Annotated in this window: 13 protein-coding genes; 1 reads left to right on the top strand and 12 read right to left on the bottom strand. The window is 54.4% G+C overall.

The window, feature by feature from the left end; genetic code table 11:
• Window positions 1-2: 2 nt before the first annotated feature.
• From H151_RS17590 to H151_RS0112575, 6 genes are all read right to left on the bottom strand, one after another.
• Window positions 3-686 (bottom strand): energy transducer TonB, encoded by a 684-nt coding sequence (locus H151_RS17590; protein WP_019962022.1) that lies wholly within the window; start codon window positions 684-686, stop codon window positions 3-5.
• Between the two features lie 3 nt (window positions 687-689).
• Window positions 690-1,097 carry an ExbD/TolR family protein gene (locus H151_RS0112595; protein ID WP_019962021.1) on the bottom strand — a complete coding sequence of 136 codons (408 nt, stop codon included), beginning with the start codon at window positions 1,095-1,097 and terminating at the stop codon, window positions 690-692.
• 9 nt (window positions 1,098-1,106) lie between these two features.
• Window positions 1,107-2,966 (bottom strand): DUF2341 domain-containing protein, encoded by a 1,860-nt coding sequence (locus H151_RS16435; protein ID WP_169336756.1) that lies wholly within the window; start codon window positions 2,964-2,966, stop codon window positions 1,107-1,109.
• A 31-nt stretch (window positions 2,967-2,997) separates the two neighbouring features.
• Window positions 2,998-4,623, bottom strand: a complete 1,626-nt coding sequence (locus H151_RS16430) for a ShlB/FhaC/HecB family hemolysin secretion/activation protein (protein ID WP_019962019.1) — start codon at window positions 4,621-4,623, stop codon at window positions 2,998-3,000.
• 432 nt (window positions 4,624-5,055) lie between these two features.
• Window positions 5,056-6,039 carry a FecR family protein gene (locus tag H151_RS0112580; RefSeq protein WP_169336755.1) on the bottom strand — a complete coding sequence of 328 codons (984 nt, stop codon included), beginning with the start codon at window positions 6,037-6,039 and terminating at the stop codon, window positions 5,056-5,058.
• Window positions 6,036-6,524: an RNA polymerase sigma factor gene (locus H151_RS0112575; RefSeq protein WP_019962017.1), complete on the bottom strand. Its 489-nt coding sequence runs from the start codon at window positions 6,522-6,524 to the stop codon at window positions 6,036-6,038. The genes H151_RS0112580 and H151_RS0112575 overlap by 4 nt, the downstream gene beginning before the upstream one ends.
• Window positions 6,525-6,967: 443 nt before the next feature.
• Between H151_RS0112575 and H151_RS0112570 the strand changes: the two genes are divergently transcribed.
• Window positions 6,968-7,342: a DUF2513 domain-containing protein gene (locus H151_RS0112570; protein ID WP_026354001.1), complete on the top strand. Its 375-nt coding sequence runs from the start codon at window positions 6,968-6,970 to the stop codon at window positions 7,340-7,342.
• Window positions 7,343-7,376: 34 nt separating this feature from the next.
• Here the strand turns inward: H151_RS0112570 and guaA are convergent, their stop codons facing one another.
• The 6 genes from guaA to H151_RS0112540 form a co-directional block, all read right to left on the bottom strand.
• Window positions 7,377-8,945 (bottom strand): glutamine-hydrolyzing GMP synthase, encoded by a 1,569-nt coding sequence (gene guaA, locus H151_RS0112565; protein ID WP_019962015.1) that lies wholly within the window; start codon window positions 8,943-8,945, stop codon window positions 7,377-7,379.
• A gap of 71 nt (window positions 8,946-9,016) precedes the next feature.
• Window positions 9,017-10,327, bottom strand: a complete 1,311-nt coding sequence (locus H151_RS0112560; RefSeq protein ID WP_019962014.1) for an RsmB/NOP family class I SAM-dependent RNA methyltransferase — start codon at window positions 10,325-10,327, stop codon at window positions 9,017-9,019.
• A 4-nt stretch (window positions 10,328-10,331) separates the two neighbouring features.
• Entirely contained in the window at window positions 10,332-10,763 is a 432-nt protein-coding gene (locus H151_RS0112555; RefSeq protein WP_019962013.1) for an MAPEG family protein, read from the bottom strand.
• A 17-nt stretch (window positions 10,764-10,780) separates the two neighbouring features.
• Window positions 10,781-12,256, bottom strand: coding sequence for an IMP dehydrogenase (guaB, locus tag H151_RS0112550; RefSeq protein ID WP_019962012.1), 1,476 nt, complete (start codon window positions 12,254-12,256; stop codon window positions 10,781-10,783).
• Between the two features lie 100 nt (window positions 12,257-12,356).
• Window positions 12,357-12,599, bottom strand: a complete 243-nt coding sequence (locus H151_RS0112545) for a hypothetical protein (RefSeq protein WP_019962011.1) — start codon at window positions 12,597-12,599, stop codon at window positions 12,357-12,359.
• Between the two features lie 146 nt (window positions 12,600-12,745).
• Window positions 12,746-13,117 (bottom strand): VOC family protein, encoded by a 372-nt coding sequence (locus tag H151_RS0112540; RefSeq protein WP_019962010.1) that lies wholly within the window; start codon window positions 13,115-13,117, stop codon window positions 12,746-12,748.
• Window positions 13,118-13,158 lie beyond the last annotated feature (41 nt).

Genomic DNA, 13,158 nt, shown 5'->3' with positions numbered 1-13,158 from the left:
GCTTAATCAGCCCGTCTAAGATTGATGGCGAGATTGGTGGTTTCGCTGACGCCCGGCGGGCGCCCACGGTTCAAAGGGTTAAGGTTGGACAAGACATCACGAATGGCCTCATCCAATTCGGTGTCCCCGGTTGAGGACATCAAAAGTGCAGAGGTAAAACTCCCGTTGGGATCAATGCGTAAGGAAACTTCAACCCGTCCCCTGGCACTGCGCGTTCGCGGATCACGCTGTAAAGCGCGTGTAATGTGCAAGGTCAGGAAGGCTTCCCAACTGGTCCCCCCGCCGCCGCCCGTACCGAACAAGCCCCCGCCCTGGCCCGCGGCCAAATGAAAGCTATCACTCCCCGCATCAGCATCGCGATTGAGACCAGCAAGGCGTTGGGTGGGCGGGCTCGGCGTTTCGCTGATCACTGGCGTCGGCTCCGGTGTAGGCTGCGGACTAGGTTGCTCGACCTCCTCAACAGGTTCAGGTTCTGGTTCTGGTTCTGGTTCAGGCTCCGGCTCAGGTTCAGGCTCTTCCTCAGGCACTTCGGCCAAAGTGATTTCGTGAATGACGCGCTCGGTCTGGTCCGCCTCTTCAAGGCTTCGCAGCCAAAGGAATGCGGCAATCGCCACCGCGACCAATCCTGCTGCGAAAAGGATCAGTAAAACGCGGTCAAGAAGGCTGGTTTGCGGCTCTTCCATCATGGGTTAGCTTCCCCTCGGGCGTTCACTGACCAGCCCGATTTGGGTAATACCCGCGCGCCCGCACGCGTCGAGCGCTTCCATGATTTTTCCGTACTGCGAGACCCTGTCACCCTTGATCACAACCGGCAGATCAGGCGTTACAGCTTTCAAAATGCGTAACTCCTGCTCAAGCTGCTGCGCGGTCACAGGAAAAGTATCGAGGTAGATCTGCCCACGACTGTCCACCGTGATGGCTTTCGTCGTCGGTGCGGCCATGCTTTGTGCTGAACTCGCCTTAGGCAGATTGATCCGTATGCCCTCAATCGAAGCCGTCGTCATCAGGATGAAGATCACCAACAACACGAAAGTCAGATCGACCATCGGGGTAATGTTGATATCGTCATAGGGTTTGCGTTTTTTCTGAACCTGCATGGCGGCCTCCTATTGCACCGAGCCGTCAAGCTCGGCCCCGTCACGGAAGCTTTCAGCGATGTTCTTCTCCAGCTGATCGATAAAGACCTGATTATCAGCAAGAATATTGTCGAGCTGACCTGTGAGATAGTTGTAGCCAAACAAGGCCGGGATCGCGACCGCCAGACCGGCAACCGTGGCCAGCAAGGCCGCGGCAATCCCCGGGGCAATCGCGGTGACATTCACTTCACCGGCCGCGGCGACGCCTGCGAAGGTGATCATCACACCAAGCACTGTCCCAAGCAGACCAAGAAAAGGCCCGCCGGAGATAGCGATCGTTAGCAGGACCATCCAACGGCCCAAGCGGTGATCTTCCTTCACGGCGCGCGCATTGATTGCCGAGCGAATAGCCGCAACAGACTCCGGAGCTATGGAAAAAGTATCGCAGGTTTGGCCGGTCTGGGTGATGCGATAATTGAGCTCGTCCTGTCCCACGCTGAACAAGCGCGCTAAAGATGAAGACGCATTTTTCTTGGAAAGCTCTAGCCCCGTCAGACCGGCCCGGGCCTTTTTTCCGCGAGCGTGCTCACGATAAACAGTTAAGAAGTGCTGATTTAAACGGTGCGTGCGACCAAACAACAATCCCTTGGAGAACATAATCATCCAAGAAATTAGGGACATAAACCCCAAAAGAATGATCACCGCCCAAGCATCCGGGGTTAGCGCGCCGATCAAAATCCCAAAATAATCATGCTGGGCGGCGTGGGTTTGTTCTGGCTCTGCGCTAAACCCGACAAAGTTAGAACGCGCGCCCTGATTATTGGCCATTAAAGCGATATGGGACACCGAGCGAGCTTGATTGGCGCGATAGATCTCATCGATAGCCCCGATAAAGCCGGATTGACCCTGATATGCGCCGAAATACTCAGCGCCTGAAAAGGCAGGCAGGTCAAACTCAGTTTCGAAAACCACCTCACCGTTGATCTGAAGCCGCAAAATCGTGTCATCGCCCACCAGGGCCAAATGTGACCATTGCCCGACACTGAGTGTTTCATCGACCACCCATTCTTCATCGCCCAACTGCACAACAGGAGAATAGTCGCGCAGAACCAAGCGCAGTGCGCCCTGCTCATTTTGAGTATTTTTGGAGAAGATAAGCTGCTCGCGCGCTTCACCATTCACCTGCGAGGAGGGCTGAGCCTGGATTGAGGGTTCAGCAATTTCATCCGCTTGAGCCGGAGCTTGCGGACGCAGCCACATCGCTACGCTCAACGCGCCTGCTTCGTCATTGATGGCCAAAGTCGGATGGGACTGAACCGCGATCACACTTTGTGACGTTAGCTCCATGCCAGCACCGACCATCCCGGTGAGAACCGGTTGGAGGCCCTGGGCACGAAAAACGATGTCGTTAGCACTTACATCTTGCGGGATACCCGCTTCATCTTCCAGATGCAGGGCATAAGACACATAGCCATCATAAGTTTGGCGCGCACTTTCAACAGAAACGGCCTCATCATTGCCGTAATAAACCCAAAAGTTTTCAACCTGGCCGGGCAAGATCTCTGGCACTTTGACCCACACATAAGCAATTTCGGCCACCCGATCAAAGCGCTCAAAATGATAATCCAACGGCGTGCCATCACTTTGACGTACAAAGCGCAAATCACGGCCATCGGCCTGGGTTTGAGTAAAATCGAGATTACCCGAATGCAAACGCACCAGAACCGTGGCACCATCAACGCGCTCTGACACAGCTTCGATCGCACTGGCATCAAAGGTCATAGCTCGTTTATATGTCCATGCTTCATCCCAGGGGGCCTGCGCCGAAGCACATGCCGCGCCCATGACCCCCAACACACCAGCCATGACAAAAACATTACGTGTGGACATGTTTTTTTCCTTTTTTATCATTGATTTGGCCTTAAAACTCATTCCACACGCGGAATTGGAGACGGAAGTCACCAACATCACGAAGGGTGGTTTGTTCATTTAAGAAAGGACGCGCGAGGGACATCTGGGCGTTAAAGCCCTCAAAGGCGCGCAGCTTCACCCCCAGCCCAAGACTGTAGAGCTCAGAGCTTTCATCCTGGACACTCAGTGGTTCATGAATGCGGACATATCCGCCATCTGCGAAGGCATAGACCCGCAAATCCTGAACCTTCTCCCCAAGACGCTCCGCAAAAGACGGCGTTGTCACTTGAAGTTGAGCGGCAACGCCATCATCGCCGATTTGGAAACTTTCATAATAGCCGCGAACGCTATCAACGCCGCCGATGGCAAATTGCTCATTAGAAATCACAGGCTCACCTGCGTATTGCCCAGATAAAGAGCCTCCCAAGTGCCAATCATTGTCCAGTTTATGGAGATAAGAGATATTGCCGCGCAACGCTGACCAGTTGGCGTTCGCCCCATAGCGTTTATTGCCAAATTCATCGTCACGCGAGCTCAGCCCCCGAAGACCGACTGCCGCTCCAATGCCGAAGGAAAATTCATATCGCGCGGTCTGTTTGGACTGACCATATTCAACCATTAAAGGGAAATAATCGATCGGCGTGCGCGAAGGATTGCCCTCTTCTGCAAAGAGATTTTCTTCAAAATCTTTGTAATCAATGCCGAAAGTGAACTGATGAATGCGCGGCGATGTAGGCTCCCCGCTCACAAGAGAATAAATCCCGCGAAGGCCGAATATATTGCCTTTACCCAGCACATTAATCCCGCCGATAGCAGCCACATCACTGTCGGTATGCACCGCATACCCAACAAAGGTCAGCGGAACGGTCTGTAGCGGGACGACGTATGAGGCCGAGACCACCCAGGATTCTTCGGGTTTTTCCGGACTGAACTGACCTTGAAGATTTAAGCTGTGCCCACGTTGGAACAGATTGCCATAGCTGATCGATCCGGACACTTTATGGCGTTTAGTGTTTGAACTGGCGCGGTCATTAATCTCAATAGACCCATGTAACGGCAGCTCATCTTCTACCAATAAGTCCACATCAACTGTATTCGGCTGCGTACCTGCACGTAACGTCGGAGTGACAAGGCGGTCACGAGACCGATTTAAACCGGCCAACTGAGTAGATACATCATTATAGTTAGGAACTTCACCTTCGCTCAGCGCTGGGATATCTTCGCGAATATCCTGAGGCGAGTGATATTGCGCACCCGCCACGCGCAAACGCCCAACCCGCATTTCAACGACCTGCAGGCGAACAATTCCCCCCCGCACATCCTGGGCAGGAATGATAACATTAACCGTTTCAAATCCCTCAGCGTGATAGGCGTCCATCAAAGATTGACGCGCCGCATCCACATCGCTGACCGGACGTTGAGGCCCCAGATAAGGCATGACAGCCTGCTCCACCTGGGTCCGCGATAAAACAGTATTGCCCTCAACTTGATAATTGAGGATGTCCAAGCGACGTTCTGACTGAACCTCACGAGAGGCAGGCACCTGCCCCCCCTCACCAGATTGAGCCTGGGCGAGCGGGATCGAAAACACACATAAGGCGGCCATGCTGACACAGCTTGCTGCGCGCAAAATCATTTAATTACTCCGTTATCGGATAACTCATTCCACGCAGAATCCTGCGCCAGGGCACAAATGTCCCTACGGATTGAAACGGCGCACCCGCGCCCGATGATGGTGATGATTTAAAATTACTCGGCGTTCGCTTGAGCTGTGCCTATGAACATCGATTCCCCCAGAACTGGCATAACCCGAACACGCTAAGCGGTTCGGATACGACACCGATTTCTCTGTCTCCCCCGAGCCAGAGGACCTTCATTTTCGCAAGGTCAGTCCAAGGACGCTGGCGGGTTGACAATCCACATCACACCAGGCGCAATTTCAAAAAAGCTTCATAAAAAAAAGTCGGAACGAGATCGAAAACCACCTGCCATCCAACATTAACACTATGAAGTTTAATACTAAAACCCCATTGCACGTCCACCGCGTCACAATTGACGCTGAAAGGGGCTATTGCAAAGTGTGGCGTGGCTCCAAGATCAACGCCTCAGACTCTTCACTGATTTCCAAATTATAAATTTCAGCCAAGCTCTGAGCGAAGAGATGGGCTTCGGTGACGCGAAATACGCCACTTAACCGCGCATCCTGCAAAGCCCCCCCCTTGAGCCGGATGGGACGATAACTGTAACGGTTCATTTCCGCCAAGGCTTCAACAAGGGGAGTATTCTTCAAAATCAATTGACCATTCTTCCAAGCCGTCACGACATCCAAAGCTGGGCGGTCCATGGCCAAGCTGGAATGTTCAATATGGCGACGCAAACGATCGCCTGGCTCTAAGGCCACCCGGTCAACGCCCTCTTCACCGCGTGTAACCTCAACAATCCCGCTCAATAAAGTCACGTCAACGCGGTCAACTTCGCGGCGAACAATAAAGGATGTTCCAAGCGCACGGATCTGACTATCGGCGGCATGAACAATAAAGGGGCGCATTTCATCATGAGCGACATCGAAGAAGGCTTCACCGCGTATGACATCTAAACGCCGCTCTGCACCTGAATAAGCAACTTCGATCGCTGTATTGGTATTCAAAGTCACCAAAGTGCCATCTGCTAGGGCGATCTCGCGCTGCTCTCCAATATGAGTGTGATAGCTCTGCGGCTTATCCAATTGCACCAGCCATAGCACCGCCACCACACAGGCCAACAAGGCTAGTCCCGTACGCATGACCAACGGTGAAAACAAAGCCTCGCTCAGTCTGAAGCCCCATCCTGACCATAAAGGTCTTTGAACGTGCACGCGGGACGTAAATTGCGCCTCACCTAGATCAGACCAGACTTGATGAACTTTCGCATAGGCTGGATCATCTTGGCATTTCGACTTCAGAACGGAATCAAATGTCGCCTTATCCGCACGCAAGTCATGCATGCGAACACTCCACAATGCAGCATCATAGAGGTCATTACGCGTTGGGTTATCTGTACGATTACCGCTCACCAGCCATCCATCCATTCCGCAAGAAAGGCAACGCCTTTTGCAATTCTTTTCTCTACCGCACTCACGGAGAGGTTGTGCCTGCGCGCAATCTCTGACAGCCGATCCCCATCCAAACGCTGCGCGCGGATCATATCTTGCGTTAAGGGGTCCAGCCTTTGCAAGCCTGCATTCAGTCGCTCCAGGCGGCGCTTCGATGCATACACTTCATCAGGGCCGGGCGTATCATCGGCAATCGCGTAATCTTCTACCGGATGTCCGGCCATCCCCATGCGTGCTTTTTGTCGCGCCTGATCAATGGAAAGATTAACCGCGGTGCGAACTAAAAACCCTTCGGGTCGTTCTACAATATTGGTTTTTTGATAAACTTCCAGGCGCTCGTACGATTCTTGTACCAGATCTTCTACGGCATCCGCCTCCAGCCCACGCCGAAAAAGGGCGCGGCGAATGCGCTGTAAAGCAGCATCAAGCGAAGACGGCAGGGCCATAGAACGGTCATCCTTAAATTCATGGCCCTGTAATCAGATCACGATGTAATTTTTATGACAACGTATGATATTTAAAAGATCGCTTATTGATTGTCGATTGCATAGGCACACCACCTTTTACTGAAAAAGGCATAAACTACAAGTTGTTATCAAATAAGCTCAAGATAAAAACCCCTCAATGCCTTATAAAAGCACATCGCATTGTGAACGCATATATTTGACAGGTCGCCCGATATCCCCCCTAAGCTTAATCCTGCCTTGCGCACACGCCCACACAAAAGCCCCCAAAGGGCCGTATCTTGTTCAATCTAGACCATTATCCTAGTGCGCATGCGCGTTTAATCTTTTCAGATTTCGCAAACACCCACTAGATACAAAACATGAACATTTTTATCTTTGTTTAGCGAATCACTCACTTCTCAAATCAAGGCATGATCACTGCTATGAAACGAGACGATGACTTAATCAGAAGAATTTTACTAGAAGTCGAAAAAAGTATAGATGAGGGAAGCCCTCCCTTAATGGAAATTCAAGGCGTTAGCAAAGAAGAATTCTCAGGGCATACACGATTGCTGGTCGATGCTGGTTTTGTAGAGGCTAGCGTATATGAAGTATTATCAGGCCCAAGCCCCTTTGCCATCAAAAGATTAACATGGCGCGGACATGAATTTTTAGATTCAACACGATCACCAGATATTTGGAATAAAACAAAAAAAGGCGCGGAAAAAATTGGCGGACTAGGCTTAGATCTCATGCTCGATTTATCAAAAGCCTATGCCAAAGACCTCATCGCCGAGAAACTTGGAATTCAATTATAAAAAACCGGGGCAATGCCCCGGCTTTTTAAATCTCTTATTCCCACTCGATGGTTCCGGGCGGTTTTGAGGTGACATCATAGACGACGCGGTTAACGCCCCTGACCTCGTTGATGATGCGCGTGGCGACCCGGCCCAGGAAGTCATGATCAAACGGGAAATAATCCGCCGTCATACCGTCCACGGATGTGACCGCGCGCAGAGCCAAGACATTATCATAGGTGCGCGCATCGCCCATCACGCCCACAGTTTGCACGGGCAGCAAGACGGCAAAGGCTTGCCAGATCGTGTCATACAGCCCGGCCTTTTTGATCTCTTCGATATAGATCGCATCGGCTTTACGCAGGATATCGGCTTTATCCTTGCTGACCGCGCCGGGAATACGAATGGCGAGGCCCGGCCCGGGGAAAGGATGGCGGCCAATAAAGCTGTCAGGCAGGCCCAGCTCGCGGCCCAGGGCGCGCACTTCATCCTTGAAGAGCTCACGCAGAGGCTCCACCAGCTTCATATTCATCCGCTCGGGCAGGCCACCGACATTATGGTGCGACTTGATCGTCACCGAAGGGCCGCCATCAAAGCTGACGCTTTCGATCACGTCGGGATAGAGCGTGCCTTGCGCGAGGAAATCAGCCCCCCCGGCCTCTTTGGCGTAATGCTCGAACACGTCAATGAACAACTTGCCAATGGTTTTACGCTTTTTCTCAGGATCGCTTTCACCGGCCAGCGCGCTGAGGAAGCGCTCTTCTTCATCGGCATGAACCAGCGGAATATTGTAATGCTCTTTAAACAGGCTGACGACCTGTTCCGCCTCGCCCTGACGCATCAGGCCGGTATCGACAAAGACACAGGTCAGCTGATCGCCAATCGCTTCATGGATCAAGACGGCGGCGACAGAGGAATCCACCCCGCCGGATAAGCCACAAATCACCCGGCCAGTCCCGACTTGCTCGCGAATTTTGGCAATGGCCTCTTCTTTGAAGGCCGCCATGGTCCAATCCCCCTTCAGCCCAGCAATGGTGTGGGTGAAGTTACGCAGGAGCAGCGCGCCACGCGGGGTATGCACCACTTCAGGGTGGAATTGCACCCCATAGAAACGCCGGCTCTCATCCGCAATCGCCGCGAAAGGCGCATTTTTGGACGTCGCAATGGCCGCAAAGCCCTGGGGCAGGCTGGCAACACGGTCGCCATGGCTCATCCAAACGCGCTCTTCATGGCCGATATCGCCAAAGCCCTCAAACAGCGGGCTCTCTTTGACCAGCTGAATATCGGCGCGGCCAAATTCGCGCTCTTCTGAAGCCTCAACCGAACCGCCTAGCTGGGCGCACATGGTCTGCTCGCCATAGCAAATACCCAGCACGGGCAGCCCGCGCGTAAACACGCTGGCATCGGCGCGCGGGGAGTTTTCCCAATGCGTGGAATGGGGCGATCCCGACAGGATGATCGCTTGGGGATTAAAATCGTCAATAAAGGCCGTATCGGCTTTATTATACGGGTGGACTTCGCAAAAGACGCCGCTTTCGCGCAAGCGTCGGGCGATGAGCTGGGTCACCTGACTACCAAAGTCGATGACCAGAACTTTTTCGTGGTGGGAATCTATCTGAGCCATAGCGTGATCTATCCTAAGCGTGCGCAGATGACTAGAGGGGTTTGGCGTTAATATCAAACTTCACGCAGGGACTACCCCCGCCCCAACACGCAGACATAAAACCCATCGGTGCCGGTGCGCGCCGGGGTGAGTTGCAGCGCACCGAAGCGGCCTTCACATGCGGCGATATCCAGATCGCCTTGCTCGGTCAGTTCACCAGTTTCGCGGATTGCCGCTATGGCGGGACGGGGTTTGAACTCTGGATGGGCTTCTAGAAAGCGCGCGATAGGTTCTTCATTTTCCTGCGGCAGGACCGAACAGGTCACATAGACCATGCGCCCGCCCGGCTTGACATAGCGACTGGCCTTTTCAAGCACTTCACCTTGCTCTTCCATGCGGCGCTCAATTGCACGCTCGGTCAGTTTCCACTTGGTATCCGGGCGCCGGCGCCAGGTGCCGGAGCCGGAACACGGCGCATCGACATAAACGAGATCCATCTTACCGACGAGCTCGTTCAAAACCTCATCTTCCTTGCCATCACGGACCTGAACATTGCGCACATCGGCGCGTTTCAGGCGCGGCCAGATGGCGCGCAACCGGCGCCAATCATAATCCCAGGCATAGATCTGCCCGCCCTCCCCCATCAGGCTGGCGAGCGCGAGGGTTTTACCCCCCGCCCCGGCGCAATAATCGAGCACTTGCTGGCCCTGACAGGCCCCAGCGGCAAGCGTTACGATCTGGCTGCCCATATCCTGAACCTCAACCCAGCCCCGGCCATAGGCGGGAATGGCATCGGCGGGCGCAGCCTTGGCGGTGGCATCTTTAGGTACAATACGGATTGCGCCCTTGATCAGCTCACCCGGATCGGCATTGAGTTTTTGGCGCACAGCATGAAGCGCTTTTTCTGGCTCAACCTTGGCCTGATTAACCCGCAGATCCACAGGCGCGCGCGTCGTCATGCCCTGACCTTCGCGCGCCGCATCCGCGCCATAAGCCGCTTCAAAAACCGGGGCCAACCATTCAGGAATATCCGCGCGCGCATACAGCGGCGCATCCTCACCCATGGGCGTATCCATGGCGGTTATTTCCGCTTCGCTTAACGCCTCGGGCGCATGCTCATCGCCTTCAAAGGCACCGGCCAGCTTGGCGCTATCATAGCCCCAATCGCGGCTCAACGCCCCCAGCACCCAGGCGCGCGGCGTATCAGCCCCAAAGCGATAGGCACTGGACGCACGATAGCGTAACGCATCTAGAACCAGCCCAGAAATCCACGCCCGGTCGCCCGATCCGGCAAAACGGTGGGTCTTACCCCAATCGCGCAGCGCATCTTTTGCGGGTTGATGATGGGTATGGATGGCGCTCAGCACCTCCATGGCGGCGGCAATACGCCCAGCCTCACGCATGTTATTAGATCCCGAAAACGGCCCAGACTGCGATCCGCCCGGCCATGACCATCAGGGCGATGATGCCCCCGAAAAAGGCCAAAAACCGCGCCTGCAGATAATTGCTGGTCACGTAAATATAAGTATGAACCAAGCGCAAGATCACATAGATCCAGGCCGCGCCCAGCATGATCAGATCTTGAATGCCCACCACCATGGCCATGATCGCCAGGGCGAAGAAATAGGTGGGGGTTTCAAACTGATTGTTAAAAGCGTTGGAAATCTGCTGGGTCTTTTGGGGATAGTTTTTCTGCCCCAAAAGAATGTCCTTGAGCGGGGCTTCGCCAGAGCGAATCGCCTTTGTGCGGGCGCTGACAGTAATCAGGCCCATCACAAAGAAGAACAAGCATTGTGCCAGCATCGGAGCCAGCAGCGGATAGCGCTCAAGGATCAACATAAACCCACCTTAGCCGATTATGAGGGCGTTGGATAGTTGGGAGCTTCGCGCGTGATCGTCACGTCATGAACATGGCTTTCACGAAGACCTGCATTGGTAATCCGCACAAATTGGGCCTTTTCTTGGAAGTCCTTGATGGTCTTGGCACCGGTATAGCCCATGGCCGCACGCAGCCCACCCACCATCTGGTGCAAGATCGGACCGACAGGGCCTTTATAGGGCACCTGGCCTTCGATCCCTTCCGGAACCAGCTTCATGGAATCTTTGACTTCTTTTTGGAAATAACGATCGGCAGAGCCGCGCGCCATCGCCCCGACCGAGCCCATGCCGCGATAGGATTTGTAAGAGCGACCCTGATAGAGGAAGACCTCACCGGGGGCCTCTTCAGTACCCGCCAACATCGAGCCCATCATCACGCAATCGGCCCCGGCGGCAATCGCCTTGGCAATATCGCCGGAATATTTGATGCCGCCATCGCCAATGATGCAGCCCTCAAAGCCTTCGGCGGCGCGGCGCGCTTCCATAATGGCGGTCAGCTGAGGCACACCCACACCGGCAACCACGCGCGTCGTACAGATCGAGCCCGGCCCGATCCCCACTTTTACCGCATCCGCCCCGACATCAAACAGCGCACGCGCGCCATCATAGGTCGCGATATTGCCGGCAATGATTTGGGTTTCGTTAGACTGGCGTTTAATGCGGGCCACCTGATCCAACACCGATTTGGACATGCCGTGGGCGGTGTCAATGACGATGACATCAACACCGGCATCCATCAAAGCCTCAGCGCGTTCAAAGCCATTATCGCCCACGGTTGAAGCGGCCGCGACGCGCAAACGCCCCTGGGCATCTTTGGCGGCATTGGGATAGGCCTGGGCCTTTTCCATATCCTTCACGGTCAACAGACCGACGCAGCGATAGTCTTCATCCACCACGAGCAGGCGTTCAATACGATGCTTGTGCAACAAGCGACGGGCTTCATCCTGGGTATAGTTGAGGCCCACCGTGACCAGATCGGTCTTGGTCATCAGATTGAAGACCGGCTCGGACATATCCTCGGCAAAGCGTACATCGCGGTTGGTGACAATGCCCACCAGCTTGCCCGGTTGCCCTTTGCTTTCGCCCTCAACCACCGGAATGCCGGAGATTTTCAGACGGTCCATGATCGCGCGCACATCGGCCAGCGTCGCATGGGGTGCGATGGTGACCGGATTGACGACCATGCCGCTTTCATAACGCTTGACGCGGCGAACCTCTTCGGCCTGCTCCTCAATCGTCAGATTGCGGTGAAGAACACCGATACCGCCCGCCTGCGCCATCGCAATGGCCAGGCCCGATTCACTCACCGTATCCATGGCGGCTGATAACAGCGGGGTGTTCAAGGGGATGCGTGGCGTGACGTGCGTGCGCACATCCGCGTCAGCCGGTAAAACCTCAGATGCGCCGGGTTGCAAGAGCACATCATCGAAGGTAAGCCCTTCGCGAATCTCCATGGGGAGACCTCCTTTTCTCTTGCAGCGCCGCAATACCAGACTTTCAGAATTAGGCAAGGGGGCAATTGGATGAAGGACTGCACGCCCCCCCGCAAGCGTGTTAGTTCGAACCCACCAAATACAGGAAAACGAACATCACCGGCACCATGACAAAGGCATAGACGGCCGCAGCGGCGATCCCGAACAGCCAGATCATCAGCGCCATAAAAAGCCCGACATTCAAACAAAATAGCGGCAGGGCGCGATGAGGATCACGGCCGACTTCGCGCAGCATGCCCCCCAAAATCGGGATATGACGCATGAGACGCAGCAGGGTCGGTGTTTTGATCGTGTGTGCGAACATGGCAAGCCTTTCATCAGGTATAAATATGGCCGACCATAGCTACACCAAACCCGATGAAAGTTAGGGGGTAAGAGTGTCGCAGGGCCCGTTAAGCCCTGATTTTACGCCTGTAAATATATGCGCACGACACTCAGGTATTTCGCCCGCTAGCGCGTCAAATCCTGCGCCAACATCAAGGCATTGCCGTCCGGGTCATAAAAAGTCGCGGTGGAGACCATGCCCTCAATCGTTTGCGTTGGGCCGTCAAAACGAACCCCCTCAGCCTCCAGCGCCGCACGCCCGGCCGCAATATCACCAATGCCAAAGACCGGCACGCAATTGCCCGGTGAGGCTTCACTCTGCTCGCCCAAGCCCAAAGTGACGCCTTCCGTGAAGGTTTTCAGCTCACTCCAGCCTGCTTCATCGGCGTGATACAGCACCTCAAAGCCCAACATCTGCCCATACCATTGCGCGCTGGCATGACGATCGCGCACCGATAGCGCGAGCGTGATCGTTTTATCCAATGAAACCACAGCCATCTGACTTCCCTCCATCTGTGAAATTATATATACTATACTTT

This window comes from Woodsholea maritima DSM 17123 (assembly GCF_000382325.1).
Taxonomy (GTDB): domain Bacteria; phylum Pseudomonadota; class Alphaproteobacteria; order Caulobacterales; family Maricaulaceae; genus Woodsholea; species Woodsholea maritima.
Note: the sequence above shows the minus strand (reverse complement) of the source record. Positions and strands in the feature narration are given on the sequence as shown.